Here is an 18,882-nt window from a genome sequence, read left to right on the forward strand (position 1 = left end):
CCCCTGGCGCAGGTCAGGGTCCATGGACAAAGATCGGCGCTGCTTGGACCGAAGCGATCGACGGGAGGTACGGGCATCTACCACACCTGGATGCGGTTCTTCACGCCCGGCCCCGCCCACCACCGCCTCGGCCTCGTCTGCCTCGGCGTCGGCCTCCAGTACGGCGCCCTGCCCACCGTCGGCCCCCGGGTCCTGGACCACCACGTCGCCGTCGTCATCAGCACCGGCACCGGGTGGTACGCCGACCCCGACGGCCGCCGCACACCCGTCACCGCGCCCGCGCTGCTGTGGCTCACCCCCGGCGTCCCGCACCACTACGCCCCCGACCCGGGCACCGGCTGGGACGAGGGCTTCGTCGACTTCGCCGGGCCGGCCGCCGCCTCGTACACCGAACTCGGCTACATCGAGCCGGACCGCCCCGTGGTGCCCCTCTCCGATGCCGCGGGACCGCGTGCCGTCATCGGGCGCATGGCCCGCGCCGCGCGCCGCGACAGCCCCCTGCTGGAGGTCGAGACCGGCGCCGCCGTCCACGAACTCCTCGTCGCCCTGCGCCGCGCCCGCGCCGACCTCGCCCCCGACGGCGAGGCGGTCCTGAAGGTCCTCGCCCGCGACGCCTGTCTGCCGCTGACCGTCGCCGACCACGCCGCCCGGCACGGCATGACCCCGGCCGAACTGCGCTCGGCCGTCCGCAGGGCCGCGGGATGCAGCCCCAAGGACTATCTGCTCGGCATCCGACTGGGCCGCGCCAAGGAACTCCTCGCCGCCACCGACCTGCCCGTCGCCGCCGTCGCCCGCCGCGTCGGCTACGACGACCCCGCCTACTTCTCCCGCCTGTTCACGCGCCGGGTCGGCATGGCACCGGTCCGCTTCCGCGGCCGGCAGAGCCGCGCCGTGCCCGGCGGCTGGAGCAACCAGGTCCCCGATCCCGACGATCCACCGGTGATCGGCCGAACGACGACCGAGACGGCCCCGTAGGCTGAGCGCTCATGACCAGCAACACGTCCCCAGGCGATGTCGACCCCGCGGTCCGTGAGGAGCTCGCCCGGCTGCGCGACAGCATCGACAACATCGACGCGGCCGTCGTCCACATGCTCGCCGAACGCTTCAAGTGCACCCAGCAGGTCGGCCACCTCAAGGCCCGCCACGCCCTCCCGCCGGCCGACCCGGCCCGGGAGGCCCGGCAGATCGCCCGGCTGCGCATGCTGGCCGAGAACGCCAAGCTCGACCCGGCGTTCGCCGAGAAGTTCCTGGGCTTCATCATCGCCGAGGTGATCAGGCACCACGAGAGCATCGCCGAGGACACCGTCAACGACGCTGCGCCCACGGCGAACTGACGCCGGCCGACCGGCCCGGGGGGTGACACGGCGGCCCGCGCGGTGCATGCTGCGCTGTGCACCGCATGCAGGCTGACGAGCACGCTCCGTCAGCACCCCCGGACATACCCAGGATGTCCACGCGGGAGGGACGTCGGGCCATGCCGTCGGATGCCAAGATCCTCATCGTCGACGACCACGAGGAGACGCTGTACGCCCTGGAGAGCGCCCTGGCCCCGCTGGGCTACCGGCTCGCCCGCGCCACCAGCGGAGACGAGGCGCTCAAGCAGGTGCTCCGCGGCCAGGTGGGCCTGCTGCTCCTGGACGTCCGCATGCCGGGCGTCAGCGGACTGGACGTGGTGCGGTACATGCGGCGCGTCGAGCAGACCCAGAACATTCCGGTCATCCTCCTCACGGGCTTCGGCGCGGACCAGGAACTGACCGCCACCGCCTACGGGCTCGGCGTCGCCGACCTCGTCCTGAAGCCCACCGACCCCTGGGTGCTGCGCACCAAGGTCCGCTACCTCTACGACGCCTATCAGCGCCAACGGGCCCTGGAGGAGGAGGTCCGCGCGCTACGGGCCCTGGTCAAGGGTCCCGCCGACGCCCCGGAGCCGCGCCGGCGCCCCGCTCTGCCCCACCCGGACACACGCCTCCCGCCCCAGCGCGACAGCCCCGCCGCGAAGAACCGGACATAGCGCACGTAGTGATCCACCCCTGTGCCTGGTCAGCGGCATCAGGCAGCATGTCGTGCATGTCCGTACTCACGCGCGACGAAGCGCAGACTCGTGCCCAGCTCCTCGACGTCCACCGCTACACGATCGAACTCGACCTGACGACCGGGGACGAGACCTTCGACTCCCGCACCGTCATCGCGTTCACCGCGCGCACCGGCGCGGACACCTTCGTCGAGGTCAAGCCGGCCGAGCTGCGCTCCGTGACGCTGGACGGCCGGCCCCTGGACCCGCAGACCCTGGACGGGAACAGACTGCCCCTGAAGGACCTGGCCGCCGGTGAGCACGAGCTGCGGATCGACGCGGCCATGCGCTACTCCCGCACCGGCGAGGGCATGCACCGCTTCACCGACCCCACCGACGGCGAGAGCTACCTCTACACCCAGCTGTTCATGGAGGACGTCCAGCGCGTCTTCGCCGCCTTCGACCAGCCCGACCTCAAGGCCGTCTTCGAGCTGTCCGTGACCGCCCCCGAGGGCTGGACCGTCCTCGCCAACGGCCGCACCGAGCACACCGGCGACGGCCACTGGCAGGCCGCGCCCACCCCGCTGATCTCCACCTACCTCGTCGCGGTCGCCGCCGGCCCCTGGCACTCCGTGCGCACCGAGCACCGCGGCCTGCCCTTCGGCCTCCACTGCCGCCGCTCCCTGGCCCCGCACCTGGACACGGACGCCGACGAGCTCTTCCAGGTCACCCGGCAGTGCTTCGACCGCTTCCACGAGAAGTTCGACGAGCCCTACCCCTTCGACTCCTACGACCAGGCGTTCGTCCCCGAGTTCAACGCCGGCGCCATGGAGAACCCCGGCCTGGTCACCTTCCGCGACGAGTTCGTCTACCGCTCCGCCGTCACCGACACCGAGCGGCAGACCCGCGCCATGGTCATCGCCCACGAGATGGCCCACATGTGGTTCGGCGACCTCGTCACCCTGCGCTGGTGGGACGACATCTGGCTGAACGAGTCGTTCGCCGAGTACATGGGCTACCAGATCTGCGCCGAGGCCACCCGCTTCACCGACACCTGGACCGACTTCGGGGTCGCCCGCAAGTCCTGGGGCTACGACGCCGACCAGCGGCCCTCCACCCACCCCGTGGCCCCCGAGGCAGTCGACGACACGGCCTCCGCCATGCTCAACTTCGACGGCATCTCCTACGCCAAGGGCGCCTCCGCGCTGCGCCAGCTGGTCACCTGGCTCGGCGAGAAGGACTTCCTCGCCGGCATCAACACCCACTTCGCCCGGCACAAGTTCGCCAACGCCACCCTCGCCGACTTCATCGACTCCCTCGCCTCCGCGACCGACCGCGACGTCCATGACTGGGCCGACAACTGGCTGCGCACCACCGGCGTCGACACCCTCACCCCGCAGGTCGCACGCGGCGACAACGGCACCTACAGCCTCACCGTCGACCACGCGGGCAGCCGCCCCCACCGGGTCGCCGTGGGCCTGTACGACCTGGACCTCGGCGACGACGCGGGGCGCCGGCTCACCCTGCGCCAACGCCTGGAGATCGACGTCCCGCAGAGCACGCCGCTGCCCGTCGGCAAGCGCCCGGCCCTGCTGCTGCTCAACGACGGCGACCTGACCTACGCCAAGGTCCGCTTCGACGCCGAGTCCTTCACAACCGTCCGTGAGCGCCTCTCCGGGCTGCCGGACCCGCTCACCCGCGCGGTCGTCTGGAACGCCCTGCGCGACGCGGTCCGGGACGGCGAACTGGCGGCCACCGCCTATCTGGAGGCCGCCCGCGCCCACCTGCCCCGCGAGACCGATCTCGCCGTCGTGCAGGGCGTCCTGGCCTTCGCCACCGGCCAGATCGCCGACCGCTACCTCCCCGCCGAGGAGCGGCCCGCCGCCCTGGCCACGCTGTCCGCCCTGTGCCGCGACCTGATCCGCCGCACCGAGGACGGCGACAACCCCGGCCTGCGGCTGATCGCCGTACGCCACTTCATCTCCGTGGCCGCCCATCCGGACACCATCGCCGCCTGGCTCGCCGACGGCACGGTGCCCGGCGGACCCGAGCTCGACCCCGAGCTGCGCTGGCGGGTCCTGGGCCGCCTCGCCGTCCTCGGTGCCGTGGACGAGGCCGCCATCGCCGCCGAGCTGGAGCGCGACCCGAGCGCCACCGGCCAGGAGGGCGCCGCCCGCTGCCGGGCCGCCCTGCCCGACGAGGCGGCCAAGGCACGGGCGTGGGAGGCGCTGTTCACCACCGACGAGAGCAGCGACCTGTCCAACTACCTCTTCACCGCGACCGCCCAGGGCTTCTGGCAGCCCGAACAGGCCGACCTCGTGGGCCCGTACGTGGCGCGCTTCTACAAGGACGCCCTCGCCCTCGCCGCCCGCCGCGGCCCCGCCATCGCCGACGCCGCCGGCCGCTACGCCTTCCCGGTGCACGCCGTGGACGCCGAATCCCTGCGGCTGGGGGAGGAGTGCCTGCGCGACGGCGAGCCGATCCCGGCGCTGCGCCGCAGGCTCGCCGACCAACTCGACGACCTGGCACGGGCGTTGAGGGTGCGGGAGGGCCACAAGGGCTAGTACGTCCGACGTAGGGGGCGCCGGTCGTGCCGGCCGCCCCTTACTCCGCCGAAGTCCGCACACCGGCTCCGACACGCTTTCCTCGCACGGAAGTACCCCCTTTCGGGTTCCGGTCATTGGGCTTTTCGGGCGCCGTCGTCCATCCGGGTACAAGCTGGAAGTCCTTCTCGCCCAGCGCCCGGGAGGACACGATGAGCACGCCTGCGTCGCTCGCGTCAGGCCCCGAAGGTCCGCACGCCCTGCGGCCGTTGCTGGACACCGTGCTCGACGCGCTGGACGAGGGCGCGCGGGCGCGCCGGGGGCCACTGCCGGCGGGCGGGCCGGACGCGGTGGCCGCCCGGATGCGGGCCGCGGTCGGCGACGTCCTGCCGGACCGGGGCGATCCGAACGCCCTGCACACCGTCGTCCGTGCCCTCGCTCAGACCGCGGCCGACCCCGCCGACCCCTTCTGCACCGCCCATCTGCACTGCCCGCCCCTCGCCCTCGCCACCGCCGCCGACCTCGCCGTCTCCGCCCTCAACCCCTCCCTCGACTCCTGGGACCAGGCGCCGGGCGCGTCGGAGCTGGAGGCACTGGTGACCGGGGCGCTCGCGCGGGAGGTCTTCGACGCGGGGGACCGGTCCCCCCGAGGGACGGTCGGGGACACGGGGCACCGCGAGGACGCCGGCGACCGGGCGACGCCGCTGCCGGACGGCGTCGACGGCACCCGGGCCCCGGCACCGAACGGCTCCGCCGGGGGGAGGCGCCGCGCCGCTGCCGTCCAGGAAGCCCCCGCCGCCCTGATCACCACCGGCGGCACCGAGTCCAACCAGGTCGCCCTGCTGCTCGCCCGGGAGGCGTGCGGGGCCGGGGTACGGCTGGTGCACGGGGCCAACGCCCACCACTCGCTGCCGCGCGCCGCCTGGCTGCTCGGGCTGGCCGAGCCCGTCGTCGTGCCCGCCCCGGCCGGCGCCCTCGACCCCGCGGCCCTCGACGAGGCCCTCACCGCGCTGCCCGGCCCGCACCTCGTCGCCGCCACCGCCGGCACCACCGACGCCGGGATCGTCGACCCCCTCCCGGAGATCGCGGCCGTGTGCGCGGCACACGGCGCACGGCTGCACGTGGACGCCGCCTACGGCGGCGGCCTGCTCTTCAGCGACCGCTACCGGCCCCTGCTGACCGGCCTCGCCGCGGCCGACACCGTCACCCTCGACCTGCACAAACTCGGCTGGCAGCCCGTCGCCGCGGGCATCCTCGCGGTCCGCGACGCGGCCGACCTGGCGGTGCTCCACCACCGCGCCGACTACCTCAACGCCGACGACGACACCGACGCGGGCCTGCCCGATCTGCTCGGCCGCTCCCCGCGCACCAGCCGCCGGCCCGACGCCCTCAAGATCGCCGTCACCCTCAAGACCCTCGGCCGCCGCGGCCTCGGCCGGCTGGTCGAGCAGGTCTGCGACGGCGCCCGCGAGTTCGCAGCCCTCGTCCACGACCACCCCGGCTTCGAGCTCCACGACCGGCCCACCCTCAGCACGGTCCTGTTCCGGCCCGCACACGCCGCCGACGACGACGTCGCGGCCGTACGCCGAAGGCTCCTCACCGACGGCCGAGCGGTCCTCGGCCGGGCCCGCGCGGACGGGCGCCTGTGGTTGAAGGTGACCCTCCTCAACCCCCGTACGCGCCCGGACGACCTGGCCGCCCTCCTGAAACTGGTGGAAGGAAACACCCCCCGATGAGCCCGCAGTCGAACCCCCCTGCCGACCCGCACCCCAACCCCCCGGGCCAGGACGCCGACACCCCCCGAGACCTCGTCGGCATCGGCATCGGCCCCTTCAACCTCTCGCTGGCCGCCCTCGCCCAGCCGCTCGCCGAACTCGACGCCGTCTTCTACGAGCAGCGCACCGCCTTCTCCTGGCACCCCGGGCTGCTCATCGACGGCTCCCGGCTCCAAGTGCCCTTCCTCGCCGACCTGGTGACGCTCGCCGACCCCGCCAGCCCCTGGTCGTTCCTGAACTACCTCAGGCACCGCGACCGGCTCTTCCCCTTCTACTTCGCCGAGCGCTTCCACATCCAGCGCGCCGAGTACGACGCCTACTGCCGCTGGGTCAGCGAGAGCCTCACCGGACTGCACTTCGGCCACCAGGTCGACGCGGTCCGCTTCAACCCCGAACGCGACGTCTTCGAGGTCGACTTCACCCAGATCGCGCCCGACGGGGAGGCCGAGGCGCTCGGACGCACCTACGCCCGCAACATCGTCCTCGGCATCGGCACCGAGCCGTACGTCCCCGACCCGCTGCGGCCCCTGGTCGAGGCGCCCGCCGTGCCCGTCATCCACGCCGCCGACTACCTCGACCACCGTGAGACCCTGCTCGCCGCCGAGCACATCACCGTCATCGGTTCCGGACAGTCGGGTGCCGAGATCTTCCTGGACCTGCTCCGGCACCGCCCCGCCGGCCGGGAGAGGCTGCACTGGCTCGGCCGCACCGAGGCGTTCGCGCCGATGGAGTACTCCAAGCTCGGCCTGGAGCACTTCACCCCCGACTACACCCGCTACTTCCACGCCCTCGCCGAACCGGTCCGCGACCAGCTCCTCGACTCCCAGTGGCAGCTCCACAAGGGCATCGACGCCGCCACGCTCGCCGCCATCCACGACGAGCTGTACCGCCGCACCACACACGGCGGCTGGCCCGACACCGTCCTCACCCCGGGCGTCCGCGTGCGCACCGCCGGCCGGATCGCCACAACCAAGGTCGAACTGCACCTGGAGCACCTCCAGCAGAACACCCGCTCGCGCCTGACCACCGACGCGGTCGTCCTGGCCACCGGCTACCGCGAGCGTTCCCTCGACCGCATCCTCGCCGGCCTCGACCCCTACATGCGCCGCGACAGCCGGGAGCGTCCCCGGATCGACGACCAGTACCGCCTGGTCATGGACCCGAGCGTCACCGGCTCCGGCTGCCATGTCTACGTCCAGAACGCCGAGCGCCACACCCACGGCATCGGCACGCCGGACCTCGGTCTGGCGGCCTGGCGCAGCGCCGGCATCCTCAACTCCGTCACCGGCAAGGAGACCTACGCGCTGCCGGGCCGCACCGCGTTCACCACCTTCGGCCTCGAACAGCGGCCCCGCATCCCGTCCGCACGCCAGGCACCGGTGCTCACCCCGCTGGTCGACAGGCGGTGACGACGGAGCCTCGGGGAAAACTGTGCGACCGGGGTGAAGAACCGTGGAAGGGGACGCGGAAAAGGCCGCACGGATATCCCGTGCCCCTCCCGTCCTCACGGGCGCGCTGATACCTTCCGATTCATGCGGCGGCAACGGGCGCGTCCGATCCGGGAAACGATCCTTTCGTCCGGAGGCCGGCCTGCCGATGCCACCGGCGTCGGCAACCTCCCTGCTCCGAGCGTGATCTCCGGCCCCGGCCGGTTCCCTCGCCGCCTTTTCCACGAGCGCGTGTCCGATCACCGGAAATGGCTGATTTCCGTCGTCGTCCGAATCCGAATGACGCCGCCGCTTTCGAAACGGACGCGTACGACCTGAGCGCGAAAACCGAGAGGAGGAAGAAAGCCATGACCACTCCCACCCTGAAATGCCCGCGCTGCCGCGCGGACAACGCTCGCGACTACACCGTCTGCGCCGGCTGCGGCCTCTTACGTGGCGCCGACCCGACTCAGAGCCCGGACCCAGCCCCGCCCACCGTCCCGGCCGTACCGACGCAGCCGCCTCACGCCGTCCGCCGCGGCGCCGCACCGCCGGCGCCCTCCCACGCCCCGGACACGGCCTCGTCCACCCGGTTCGCCCCGGACATCACCCGGTACCTGTGCACGGCCGTCCACACGGACACCAGGTTCGCCCGCCGGGCCGTCGAGCAGATCGTGGAGGAGCCGCGCCGCGCGGTCGCCTCCTCGCCGGGCGTCGACCTCGGCTGTGTACTGCGGCACGCCCTGGCGGCCCGGCGCCGCCAGGTGGGACGGGACGTCCTCCTCGCCGTGCTGCTGCTGATCGTGGTGATCATGCTGCCGGTCACCTTCGGCTCGGCGGTGATCCTCGGCTGGCTCGTGGCCTGGATCATCGTCGCCGTCGAGTCCCTCTCCGTGCACTACGGCGTCGTCGCCAAACAGCTCAGCCGGGAGAACTTCGCCCCGGACAAGGCCCCTGAGCCGGCCGGTCCGGAGAACCGGCGGCGGATCCAGGAGATCGAGCGGCGCGACCGCGGCAACGTCGTGATCTCCTCGATGTACGCGCCCTTCGTCGGGTACGGCGAGACGACGAGCACCTGGTCGTTCGCGCTCGACACGGCACGTCCCGCGGAGGGCAAGCAGGTCGTGCCGTTCACCGTGCACGAGCTCAACGCCCATCTCGCCGCCCGGGTCGGCGAACTGAAACTGCCCGGCGTCCACGTCGAGAACCTGCTGCTGGTCAACGGCAAGGACCTGCAGTACGCGGTGGACGACCGCACCCGCTCCGAACTGCTGCCGAACCCCGCCGGACCACCCAGCGCGAGTGTCTCGCCGGACCTCCTCGACGCGCTGCGCGAGGACGGCGCGGGCCGGGCCCGCCCCTATCTGGCGATCCGGGTGACCGGCTGGAGCGGCGAACTGGCCATCACCTTCTTCCTGCGGTGCGCGCTGATGTCCGACCGCAAGATGCTCTTCATCGAGGGCAGCAGTTCCCTGCTCGCCCCGGTGCGTGAGCGCTACCGCATCGCGGACCAGCTGCTCGACTCGCCCACCTTCCGCCAGTGGTGGGCCCTGGTGGCCCAGGCCGCCGTGCGCGCGCCCCTGCTGCTGGTCGGCTCGCCCTTCTCCGTGGCCGCGGGCGTGCTCGGGCCGCTCAACCAGCACGGCAAGCAGCGCCGCCAGGCCCAGGAGATCCGCCACCGCACCTTCAACTACGGGGCGTCCTTCAGCATCAGGGACGCGGCCAGTGACCGGCTCTACTACCGCTACTTCCAGCAGCTCGACCGGGAGTTGTACGCGAAGACGGTGGAACACCGCGTACTGGACGCCCTGGTGGAGTTCCTGGAGGACCATGACATCGACACCAACGAACTGATCCAGCGTCAGACCGCGATCTACAACACCGGCTTGTACGCGGGCGGCGACGTCACCCTCAACGGGTCCGCCGTCGGCGTCGGCGGCAGCGTCGCCGGGGTGTTCCGGCGCGGCCAGGCGACGGGAGCGGCAGGGCAACCGGCGTCCGCTCCCTCTCCTGCCGCCGCTCCGCCCGCCAACCGAGGAAGGTGACGACATGGCAGAGACCGGCGCCGGCGACAACAGCGGCATCCGGGCCGGCGGTGACATCCGCATCGACGGCAGCGCGGTCGCCGTCAACCGTTCGACCGCGACCACCGGCGCCCCGGCCGGCGTCGACCGCGAGGCGGCGGTGGCCGAACTGCGCGCCGCGGCACGGCTGCTGCTCGAACAGGTACGCGGCCACCGCGACGAGTACGAGGACGGCGAGGAACTCGTCGAGGCCGCCGAGCGCGTCGAGGCCGAACTCGCCCAGGACGAGCCCCGCCGGGGTGTCCTGTTGCGCTGGCTCGGCTTCCTCGCCCCCGGCGTGGCGGCCACGGCCGCCGTCGCGGGCGATGTGGCGGCCATCCAGGACAGCGTGACGAGCCTGTTCTGAGCGGAGCGGAGGGCCGGCGGCCGATGCGCCGCCGGCCCTCCGGCCCGTACTAGAAGACGGGTGTGCCGTTACGCGTCAGCTTCCAGTCGACGGACGCGAAGTCCTTCGGGTCCAGCACACCCTTCGCGGTCACCCACTCCGCGATCCGGGTGCGGATCTCCGTCGACTCCGACCACAGCTCCTGGGCCGACGCCACGTGCGGGAACGCGCCGCCGCCGTTGGCCCGGTAGTTGTTCACCGCGAACACGAACTTCTGCGCGTCGTCGAGAGCGGCACCGTTGTAGGTCACGTTCTTGATCCGCGAGCCGGCCGCCTGCGCGATGTCGATGTCGTACGACAGCCCGGAGACGTAGTCGTAGTTGTAGTCGGGACGGTTGCCCGCGTTCGTCAGCTTCTCGACGTCGACGGCGGCGTCGGGGGCGGTCTGCACGAAGTACTCGGCCGAGTACTCCAGGTACGCCTTGAGCTGCGCGCCCGTCATCAGCTTCGCGACCAGCGTGTTGTCGTACACGTACAGGCTCGACAGGTCCCGGATCGTCACCTCGCCGGCCGGGATCTCCGAGGTGCGCGAGAACGGGGACGCCTGCGCGATGACGGGCAGCGAGGCGTACTCCGTGCTCGCCAGGGCCGCCTTGACGACGTCCTCCTGGACCTTGGTGATCAGGTCGATGATCGGGGCGTCCTTGTAACGGGCGTCGACCGTGGTCAGGGTCGCGGTGGCGGTGCCGACGACCTGGTTGACGTACGCGACGACCTTCTCGTGCTCGTCGGAGAGCAGCTTGGTGATCTTCGGGTCGTCCTCGACGGTGTTGGAGTTGAGGACCGACGCGGCGACCTTCTCGACCGTCCAGCGGCCCTTGGCGAAGGTCAGCTCGATGTCGAACAGCGACAGCCGCTCGGCGAAGCACAGCGGCTCCGACAGCACGACGTCCTTGCCGGTCCTGGCGTTGGTGACCCGCAGCTCCGGGATCTCCACGTGCGCGTGACCGACCAGGATCGCGTCGATGTCCGGCACCTGCTGCGCGACCAGCGCCGCGGAGTTCTCGATGTACGGCAGCTGGTCACCGTAGGAGGAGGTGCCCGAGGAGCCGGAGTGCGCGGAGACGATCACCACGTCCGCGCCCATCGCCTTGAGCTTCGGCACCCACTTGGCGGCCTGCTCCTCCAGACCCGGGAAGGTCAGCTTGCCCTGCACATAGGCCTTGTCCCAGATCGCGATGCCGGGGTTGGTCAGACCGAGGACGGCGACCTTCACCGGCGGGGCGCCCTGCACCCGGAAGCTCTTGATGAAGTACGGCGGGAAGGCGGGCTTCAGTGTCTTCGCGTCCAGCGCGTTCGCACCGAGCAGCGGGAAGCGGCACTGCTCCTCGAACTTGCGCAGGGTCTCGATGCCGTAGTTGAACTCGTGGTTGCCGAGCGCCACCGCGTCGTAGCCGATGGCGTTCATCGCCAGCGCCATCGGGTGCACCGGGCCGCCCTTGGCGGTGATCGGGTCGACCTTGGCGTAGTAGTACGTCAGCGGCGTGCCCTGGATCGTGTCGCCCGCGTCGATCAGCAGGGTGTTGCGCCGGCCCCGCTCCTCGCGGATCCGGTTCACCAGCGTCGACACCCGGGCCAGGCCCTGCGCGTTGCCCTTGGCGTCGGTGTAGTCCGCGTTCTTGAAGTAGTCCCAGTTGAAGACGTGACCGTGCAGGTCGGTCGTGCCCAGCACCGTCAGCGAGTACCGCTTCTCGCACTTCTTCGCCGTCATGGCCTCCGCCTCCGCCGCCTGTGCCGTCGGCGCCGCCGCACCGGCCAGTGCCACCCCCGCCCCGGTCACGGCGGACTTCTTCAGGAACTTCCGGCGGTTCAACGGCATGAGTGCTTCTCCCGTGGGAATGGTCGACAACGCGCGTAGATTCTGACCTGCTCATGGCGAGCGGCAACAGACCTCTGAGGTTTCGATCTGGTGACCCACGGGGGCCGTAACCAAGCAAGCGATGACAGAGTGGGACGTATGACCGTGCCCTCAGAGGAACTTCAGCCGGCCGTCCCCTACGGCACCCCCGACGCCCCGCGCATCGCCGTGCGCGGCGAGGCACGTCTGGAGGTCGACCCGGAGATCGCCCGCATCGGCATCACCGTCACCTCGCGCGGCAAGGACCGCCGCGCCGCCCTCGACGACCTCACCCGCCGCAACGCCGCCGTCCTCGACCTCGTCAAGTCCTACGGCGACGCGGTCGAACGCCTGGAGACCGGCGCCTTCTCCATCAGCCCGGAGCTGAAGGACAAGGGCCGCGGTGAACGCGTGCACGCCTACCACGGCCGCGTCCACATCACCGCCGTCCTCACGGACTTCACCGCGCTCGGCGAACTGACCACCCGTCTGGCCGACTTGGACCTCACCCGCGTGGACGGCCCCTGGTGGGCCCTGCGCCCCGACTCGCCGGCCCATCGTCAGGCCCGCCAGCAGGCGGTACGGGAGGCCGTGCAGCGGGCGCGGGAGTACGCCGAGGCGCTGGGTTCGTCCCTGGCGGCGCTGGTGGAGCTGGCCGACATCGGCGCGGAGAACGCCCCGCCCTATCCGCAGGCGCCCGGCGGCCGGATGCGCTCCATGGCCTACGCCGCCGCCGAGGACGAGGCGGCGGCCCCGCTCGATCTGGAACCCCAGCGCCAGCATGTCCACGCCCAGGTCAATGCCCGATTCACCATGACGCCGCCGCAGCTGTGAATTGCCGGGGGGTATTTCGAACGCTCATCGGAGCACCCCGCCGCACAATTCAACACTTGTCAATAGCCCTTCACGCAAAGGTTGTTGAGTAGTCACGCTGGGCCAATTCTCTACCCGCCGGTAAGTCATAGAGTCGAAACATGCGCCGAGCAAAGATCGTCTGCACCCTGGGCCCTGCCACCGACTCGTACGACCAGATAAAGGCACTGGTCGACGCCGGAATGGACGTCGCCCGCTTCAACCTCAGCCACGGCAGCCATGCCGACCACGAGGAGCGCTACCAGCGCGTGCGAAAGGCCTCCGACGAGACCGGCCGCAGCGTCGGCGTGCTCGCCGACCTTCAAGGCCCGAAGATCCGCCTCGGCCGCTTCACCGAAGGACCTGTACTCCTTGAACGCGGTGACTCCTTCGTCATCACCGTCGAGGAGGGCGCGGAGGGCGACCGGGGGCAGTGCGGCACCACCTACTCGGGCCTCGCCGCCGACGTCACCGCCGGTGAGCGCATCCTCGTCGACGACGGCAAGGTCTGTCTGGAGGTCACCTCCGTCGACGGCCCCCGGGTGCACACCACCGTCGTCGAGGGCGGCATGGTCTCCGACAACAAGGGCCTGAACCTCCCCGGCGTCGCCGTCTCCGTCCCCGCCCTCTCCGAGAAGGACGAGGCGGACCTGCGCTGGGCGCTGCGCACCGGCTTCGACGTCATCGCCCTGTCCTTCGTGCGCAGCGGCCGGGACATCGAGGACGTCCACCGCATCATGGACGAGGAGGGCCGCCGCCTCCCGGTGATCGCCAAGGTGGAGAAGCCGCAGGCCGTCGAGGCGATCGACGGCATCGTGGCCGCCTTCGACGGCATCATGGTGGCCCGCGGCGACCTGGGCGTGGAGATGCCGCTGGAGCAGGTGCCGATCGTCCAGAAGCGCGCCGTCAAGCTCGCCAGGCGCAACGCCAAGCCGGTCATCGTCGCCACCCAGATGCTCGACTCGATGATCGACAACTCCCGCCCGACCCGCGCCGAGGCCAGCGACGTCGCCAACGCGGTCATCGACGGCACCGACGCGGTGATGCTGTCCGGCGAGACCAGCGTCGGCAAGTACCCGATCGAGACGGTCCGCACGATGGCGAAGATCGTCGAGGCCGCCGAGGAGGACCTGCTCGCCAAGGGCCTGCCGCCGCTGACCGAACGCAACAAGCCCCGCACACAGGGCGGCGCGGTGGCCCGTGCGGCGGCCGAGATCGGCGACTTCCTGGGCGCGCGGTTCCTGGTCGCCTTCACCCAGTCCGGCGACACGGCCCGGCGGCTGTCCCGCTACCGCTCGCCCATCCCGCTGCTGGCCTTCACCCCGGAGCCGGCCACCCGCTCGCAGCTGAATCTGACGTGGGGTGTGGAGACGTTCCTGGGCCCGCACGTGGACTCCACGGACGCGATGGTCGAACAGGTCGACGAACTGCTCCTGAAATACGGCCGTTGCCAGAAGGGCGACACCGTCGTCATCACCGCCGGATCGCCGCCCGGGGTTTCCGGTTCGACGAACCTGGTCCGCGTCCACCACATCGGCGAGGACGACAGCCCCCGATAGAGAATCCCGGAAAAGCTTTAGGGCCCCTCCTACCCGAGGGGCCCTAATTGCGACCTTGAAATCGAAGGAAAAGTGCCCCGGGTCGGACTCGAACCGACACTGTACGGGTTTTGAATCCGTTGCCTGCTGCCAATTGGGCTACCGGGGCTCGAAGAATCCAAGGTTTCCCCCGACCCTCCGCGCGTCCACCTTACCGTAGCTAGGTAGGCTCTTGTCAGCAGCACCCATGCCCCTGAACGAGGAGCCTTCGTGACCGCCCCCGAGTCGCCCCAGCCCGTAGACGCGCCCGACGACGACAAGTCGCACGTGCCTCCGCTGACGACCCGCGTCGTCATCGCCGAGGACGAGGCGCTGATCCGGCTCGATCTCAAAGAGATGCTCGAAGAAGAGGGGTACACCGTCGTCGGCGAGGCCGGTGACGGCGAGCAGGCCGTGGAGCTGGCCCGCGAGCACCGGCCCGACCTCGTCATCCTCGATGTCAAGATGCCGAAGCTGGACGGCATTTCGGCGGCCGAGAAGATCGCCGAGGAGAGCATCGCCCCGGTGCTGATGCTGACCGCGTTCTCGCAGCGCGACCTCGTAGAGCGGGCCCGGGACGCCGGCGCCATGGCCTACCTGGTCAAGCCGTTCAGCAAGAGCGACGTCGTGCCGGCGATCGAGATGGCCGTCTCCCGCTTCACGGAGCTGAAGGAGCTGGAGAAGGAGGTCGCCGACCTCACCCTGCGCCTGGAGACCCGCAAGCTGGTCGACCGCGCGAAGTCCATCCTCCAGACCGAGTACGGCCTGACCGAGCCGGCCGCGTTCCGGTGGATCCAGAAGACCTCGATGGACCGGCGCATGTCGATGCAGCAGGTCGCCGAGGCCGTCATCCAGGACGCGGACGAGAAGAAGGCCGCCAAGGGCTGACGTACCCGCGCACACGAACGAGGCCCGTGCCCCTGACCGGGGGGCACGGGCCTCGTTCGTTGGGTGATCGGCCGGGTGATCAGTCCTCGCCGAGGTAGGCCTTGCGCACCGACTCGTCGTGCAGGAGGTCCTGCCCGGAGCCGGAGAGGACGATCTTGCCGACCTCCATCACATGGCCGTGGTCGGCCAGCGAGAGCGCGGCCTGGGCGTTCTGCTCGATGAGCAGAATGGTGGTGCCCGCGGCCTTGAGCTCCTGGATGGTCGCCATGATCTTCTGCATCATGATCGGCGACAGACCCATGGAGGGCTCGTCGAGCATGAGCAGCTTCGGCCGGGACATCAGCGCCCGTCCCATGGCGAGCATCTGCTGCTCACCGCCGGACAGGGTGCCCGCGGCCTGCTTCCTGCGCTCCCCGAGGATGGGGAACAGGTCGTAGGCGCGCTGGATGTCCTTCTCGATGCCCTCCTTGTCGGAGCGCAGGAACGCTCCGAGGCGGAGGTTGTCCTCGATCGTCATGCGCGGGAAGATGTGCCGCCCCTCGGGGGAGTGGGCGAGCCCCAGCGAGACGACCTTGTGCGCGGGGACCTTCTTCAGCGACTTGCCGTCGAACTTGATCTCGCCGGACAGCGGCTGGAGCAGACCCGACAGGGTGCGCAGGGTCGTGGTCTTGCCGGCGCCGTTGGTGCCGATGAGGGTGACGACCTCGCCCGCGTCCACCTTGAACGAGATGCCCTTGACGGCCTCGATCTTGCCGTAAGCGACCCTGAGGTCCTCGACCTCGAGCAGTGCGGTCACTTGTCGTCCCCTTCCGTGGTGCTCTGCGCGTCAGCCTCCGCAGCCTCGACCTCGGCGGCTTCCGCCGCACCCGGCGCGCCCTCGAAGGGCGTGCCGAGGTAGGCGGCGATGACGCGCTCGTCGGCCTGGACGACCTCGGCGGGGCCCTCGACGATCTTCTCGCCCTGGACCAGCACGGCGACCCGGTCGCAGAGGTTCATGATGAACCGGATGTCGTGCTCGATGACGAGGACGGCGATGCCCTGGTCCCGGATGGCGAAGATGAGCTCCTCGGCCGCCCGGGTCTCCTGCGGGTTCATACCGGCGGTCGGCTCGTCGAGGAGGAGCAGACCCGGCTCGCTCGCCAGCGCCCGGGCGATCTCCAGCTTGCGCTGCTCACCGTAGGGCAGGTTGCGGGCGAGGTGGTCGGCCTTGGCGGCCAGACCGGTGAACTCCAGCAGCTCCATGGCACGGGCCCGGGAGGCGTCCTCGGCCTTCTTGAAGCCGGGCAGGCGCAGCAGCGCCGACCAGAGGCCTTCCTTGGTCCGGGTGTGCCGTCCGACCAGCACGTTCTCCAGAACGGTCATGTTGGCGAAGAGCCGGATGTTCTGGAACGTACGGGCGATGCCGGCCTGGGTGACCAGGTGCGGCTTGGGCGGCAGGACGGTGCCCTTGTAGGCGACCTTGCCCTCGGTCGGCACGTACAGACCGGTGAGGCAGTTGAAGAAGGTCGTCTTGCCGGCGCCGTTGGGGCCGATCAGGCCGACGATCTCTCCGGTGTTCACGGTGAGGTCCACGTTGCGTACGGCGGTCAGGCCGCCGAAGCGCATGGTGACACCGCTCGCGTCGAGCACCGTGGTCGTGCTGGGTGCGGTCGTGGTGGTCGTCATGGCGGTCACGCCCCTGCCTTCGCGACGCCGGTCGCGCCTTCGGGCAATGGCTTGTCCTCCGGTACGTCGAGCTGTCCGGTCTCGTGGAATTCGAGCTGCTTCCTGCGGTCGGCGACCAGGCCCTCGGGACGGAAGCGCATCAGCAGCATCAGCGCGAAGCCGAAGAGCAGCAGCTGGTACTCCGCCATGAACTGGAGCTTGGCCGGGATCAGGTAGAGCAGCGCGGCGCCGATCAGCGGGCCGCTGATGGTGCCCATGCCGCCGAGGATGACGGCGGCGAGCAGGAACGCCGAGTTCGGCGGGACGGAGCCGGCGAACTGGTACTGCTCGGGGGTCACGCTGTAGGACACGTGCGCCTGGACGGTGCCCGCGAGACCGGCGAGGGAGGCGCCGAGCGCGAAGGCGAGGAGCTTCAGGCGGAAGCCGTTGATGCCCATCGCGGTCGCGGCCGTCTCGTCCTCGCGGATGGCCACCCACGCGCGGCCGATGCGGGACTCCGCCGAGCGGCGGAAGACCATCACGACGATCGCCGTGAACAGCAGCATCAGCAGGTAGTAGTTGGCCGAGCGGGTCAGCTCGTGGCCGAGGACGTTGTGCGGGACTCCGAGGTTGAACCCGAAGATCTCCAGGTCGGGGATCTGCGGGATGCCGTTGGAGCCGTTGGTGACGTCCGGGCCGCTGTTGCCGTTCAGGTTGTTCATGGTGATGCGGAAGATCTCACCGAAGCCGAGCGTCACGATGGCGAGGTAGTCGCCGCGCAGCCGCAGGGTCGGAGCACCGATCACCACGCCGAAGATCAGCGAGGCGGCGGCGCCGGTGAGGACGGCCGCCCAGAACGGGAAGTGCACGCCGATGGTCGACGCGGGGGAGCCGGAGACCAGGGCGGCGGCGTAGGCGCCGACACCGAGGAAGGCGACGTAACCGAGGTCGAGCAGGCCGGCGAGGCCGACGACGACGTTGAGACCCAGGGCGACCGTGGCGAAGATCAGGATGTTCGCGCCGATGAGGGCGAACTGGTCGTTGGACTGGGTGAAGGGGAAGCAGATCGCCGCAGCGAACGCCGCCGTGAGGGTGACGTTGCGGTGCTTGGCGGTCAGGGCCGACAGCCGCTTCAGCAGACCGGCGCGGGTGACGGCGGTGAAGCCGAAGGCCGCGACGATCAGGAAGCCGATGAACAGCTCGGAGTACTCGGTGCTGATGCCGTACGTGAAGACGTACAGGCCGACGCCGAAGCCGGCGGCGATGACCAGGATCTCGACCCAGTTGGGCAGTTCCTTGGCGCGGCCGGGGTCGGGCGCGGTGAGCGAGTGACGGATACGGCCCCAGAGGTTCGGGGTCGGGTCCGACGGGTCGTAGGGCTGGTCGACGGGGAGGCCGAGTGCGCCGAGCACGGCGACGAGCGCGCCGATGCCGGAGACCCAGGCGCCCGGCTCCAGGTTGACCAGGCCGCCGAGCTCCTGGGTGATGGCGCCGATGGCGTAGCCCGTGGTGCCGAACACGCCGAGGGCGGCGAGGAGCACGGGGCTGTTCTTGCCGCCGGGGGTGAGCCAGCCCAGGCCGCGGATGCCGTAGCCGGAGAGGGCGAACAGCAGGGTCAGCAGCGAGCCGAAGAGGGTGAGGACCTGAAGGCCGCCCGGGTAGCCGGTGACGGTCAGGTTGCCCGGGAACTCCTCGGTCCAGGTCCAGGCGAGGAAGGTGCCTATGAGGGCGAGGGCGGAGCCGCCGACCGCCAGCCCGCGAGCCACGGCCTGCGGCAGCGGGATGATCGGGGTGGCCTCCGTGGTGGACACCTTGACGGTGTCGGAGGTCTTGTCCATGGGGATCTCGGTGGTCATGGG

General features: G+C 70.9%; 15 protein-coding genes and 1 tRNA gene. 11 read left to right on the forward strand and 5 right to left on the reverse strand.

Annotated features, from left to right (window positions below; all coding sequences use genetic code 11):
• The first annotated feature begins 75 nt into the window (after window positions 1–75).
• The 8 genes from ACGFW6_RS15085 (at window position 76) to ACGFW6_RS15120 (ending at window position 10,186) form a co-directional block, all read left to right on the forward strand.
• On the forward strand, window positions 76–975 hold the full coding sequence (locus tag ACGFW6_RS15085) for a helix-turn-helix domain-containing protein (RefSeq protein ID WP_393508831.1): 900 nt from the start codon (window positions 76–78) through the stop codon (window positions 973–975).
• An 11-nt stretch (window positions 976–986) separates the two neighbouring features.
• Entirely contained in the window at window positions 987–1,334 is a 348-nt protein-coding gene (locus ACGFW6_RS15090) for a chorismate mutase (protein WP_393508549.1), read from the forward strand.
• Between the two features lie 140 nt (window positions 1,335–1,474).
• Complete coding sequence (locus ACGFW6_RS15095) at window positions 1,475–2,011, forward strand: two-component system response regulator (protein ID WP_393508552.1); 537 nt, start codon at window positions 1,475–1,477, stop codon at window positions 2,009–2,011.
• Between the two features lie 56 nt (window positions 2,012–2,067).
• Window positions 2,068–4,575: an aminopeptidase N gene (gene pepN, locus ACGFW6_RS15100; RefSeq protein WP_393508555.1), complete on the forward strand. Its 2,508-nt coding sequence runs from the start codon at window positions 2,068–2,070 to the stop codon at window positions 4,573–4,575.
• Between the two features lie 191 nt (window positions 4,576–4,766).
• A complete protein-coding gene (locus tag ACGFW6_RS15105) occupies window positions 4,767–6,290 on the forward strand; it encodes a pyridoxal phosphate-dependent decarboxylase family protein (RefSeq protein ID WP_393508558.1) in 1,524 nt (507 codons plus the stop codon).
• Window positions 6,287–7,738, forward strand: coding sequence for a lysine N(6)-hydroxylase/L-ornithine N(5)-oxygenase family protein (locus ACGFW6_RS15110; RefSeq protein ID WP_393508561.1), 1,452 nt, complete (start codon window positions 6,287–6,289; stop codon window positions 7,736–7,738). Before ACGFW6_RS15105 ends, ACGFW6_RS15110 begins: the two co-directional genes overlap by 4 nt.
• Before the next feature lie 386 nt (window positions 7,739–8,124).
• Window positions 8,125–9,801 (forward strand): hypothetical protein, encoded by a 1,677-nt coding sequence (locus ACGFW6_RS15115; RefSeq protein ID WP_393508564.1) that lies wholly within the window; start codon window positions 8,125–8,127, stop codon window positions 9,799–9,801.
• A 4-nt stretch (window positions 9,802–9,805) separates the two neighbouring features.
• Window positions 9,806–10,186 (forward strand): hypothetical protein, encoded by a 381-nt coding sequence (locus ACGFW6_RS15120; RefSeq protein WP_393508567.1) that lies wholly within the window; start codon window positions 9,806–9,808, stop codon window positions 10,184–10,186.
• 49 nt (window positions 10,187–10,235) lie between these two features.
• On the opposite strand, the gene ACGFW6_RS15125 is transcribed toward ACGFW6_RS15120, so the two are convergent.
• Window positions 10,236–12,044, reverse strand: coding sequence for a bifunctional metallophosphatase/5'-nucleotidase (locus tag ACGFW6_RS15125; protein ID WP_393508570.1), 1,809 nt, complete (start codon window positions 12,042–12,044; stop codon window positions 10,236–10,238).
• A gap of 138 nt (window positions 12,045–12,182) precedes the next feature.
• Here ACGFW6_RS15125 and ACGFW6_RS15130 point away from each other — a divergent pair, with 138 nt between their 5' ends.
• A complete protein-coding gene (locus ACGFW6_RS15130; protein ID WP_393508573.1) occupies window positions 12,183–12,896 on the forward strand; it encodes an SIMPL domain-containing protein in 714 nt (237 codons plus the stop codon).
• Between the two features lie 140 nt (window positions 12,897–13,036).
• On the forward strand, window positions 13,037–14,473 hold the full coding sequence (gene pyk, locus ACGFW6_RS15135; RefSeq protein ID WP_393508576.1) for a pyruvate kinase: 1,437 nt from the start codon (window positions 13,037–13,039) through the stop codon (window positions 14,471–14,473).
• A 73-nt stretch (window positions 14,474–14,546) separates the two neighbouring features.
• On the opposite strand, the gene ACGFW6_RS15140 is transcribed toward pyk, so the two are convergent.
• Window positions 14,547–14,621, reverse strand: a tRNA-Leu gene (locus ACGFW6_RS15140).
• Between the two features lie 101 nt (window positions 14,622–14,722).
• Here ACGFW6_RS15140 and ACGFW6_RS15145 point away from each other — a divergent pair.
• Entirely contained in the window at window positions 14,723–15,379 is a 657-nt protein-coding gene (locus tag ACGFW6_RS15145; RefSeq protein WP_030949406.1) for an ANTAR domain-containing response regulator, read from the forward strand.
• A 79-nt stretch (window positions 15,380–15,458) separates the two neighbouring features.
• Here ACGFW6_RS15145 and ACGFW6_RS15150 read toward each other — a convergent pair whose 3' ends face one another.
• The 3 genes from ACGFW6_RS15150 to ACGFW6_RS15160 are packed head-to-tail and all read right to left on the reverse strand — an operon-like array spanning window position 15,459 to window position 18,879.
• Window positions 15,459–16,175, reverse strand: coding sequence for an ABC transporter ATP-binding protein (locus ACGFW6_RS15150; protein WP_030949404.1), 717 nt, complete (start codon window positions 16,173–16,175; stop codon window positions 15,459–15,461).
• Window positions 16,172–17,044, reverse strand: a complete 873-nt coding sequence (locus ACGFW6_RS15155) for an ABC transporter ATP-binding protein (RefSeq protein ID WP_393508580.1) — start codon at window positions 17,042–17,044, stop codon at window positions 16,172–16,174. Before ACGFW6_RS15155 ends, ACGFW6_RS15150 begins: the two co-directional genes overlap by 4 nt.
• Before the next feature lie 5 nt (window positions 17,045–17,049).
• A complete protein-coding gene (locus ACGFW6_RS15160) occupies window positions 17,050–18,879 on the reverse strand; it encodes a branched-chain amino acid ABC transporter permease (RefSeq protein WP_393508583.1) in 1,830 nt (609 codons plus the stop codon).
• Between the last annotated feature and the right edge of the window lie 3 nt (window positions 18,880–18,882).

This window comes from Streptomyces sp. Y7 (genome assembly GCF_043195415.1).
GTDB lineage: Bacteria > Actinomycetota > Actinomycetes > Streptomycetales > Streptomycetaceae > Streptomyces.

Excerpts from the sequence above, each read along its gene's own strand:
- ACGFW6_RS15090 (WP_393508549.1), top strand. The coding sequence starts at position 987 with ATGACCAGCAACACGTCCCCAGGCGATGTCGACCCCGCGGTCCGTGAG.
- ACGFW6_RS15095 (WP_393508552.1), top strand. The coding sequence starts at position 1,475 with ATGCCGTCGGATGCCAAGATCCTCATCGTCGACGACCACGAGGAGACG.
- pepN (WP_393508555.1), top strand. The coding sequence starts at position 2,068 with ATGTCCGTACTCACGCGCGACGAAGCGCAGACTCGTGCCCAGCTCCTC.
- ACGFW6_RS15105 (WP_393508558.1), top strand. The coding sequence starts at position 4,767 with ATGAGCACGCCTGCGTCGCTCGCGTCAGGCCCCGAAGGTCCGCACGCC.
- ACGFW6_RS15110 (WP_393508561.1), top strand. The coding sequence starts at position 6,287 with ATGAGCCCGCAGTCGAACCCCCCTGCCGACCCGCACCCCAACCCCCCG.
- ACGFW6_RS15115 (WP_393508564.1), top strand. The coding sequence starts at position 8,125 with ATGACCACTCCCACCCTGAAATGCCCGCGCTGCCGCGCGGACAACGCT.
- ACGFW6_RS15120 (WP_393508567.1), top strand. The coding sequence starts at position 9,806 with ATGGCAGAGACCGGCGCCGGCGACAACAGCGGCATCCGGGCCGGCGGT.
- ACGFW6_RS15125 (WP_393508570.1), bottom strand. The coding sequence starts at position 12,044 with ATGCCGTTGAACCGCCGGAAGTTCCTGAAGAAGTCCGCCGTGACCGGG.
- ACGFW6_RS15130 (WP_393508573.1), top strand. The coding sequence starts at position 12,183 with ATGACCGTGCCCTCAGAGGAACTTCAGCCGGCCGTCCCCTACGGCACC.
- pyk (WP_393508576.1), top strand. The coding sequence starts at position 13,037 with ATGCGCCGAGCAAAGATCGTCTGCACCCTGGGCCCTGCCACCGACTCG.
- ACGFW6_RS15155 (WP_393508580.1), bottom strand. The coding sequence starts at position 17,044 with ATGACGACCACCACGACCGCACCCAGCACGACCACGGTGCTCGACGCG.
- ACGFW6_RS15160 (WP_393508583.1), bottom strand. The coding sequence starts at position 18,879 with ATGACCACCGAGATCCCCATGGACAAGACCTCCGACACCGTCAAGGTG.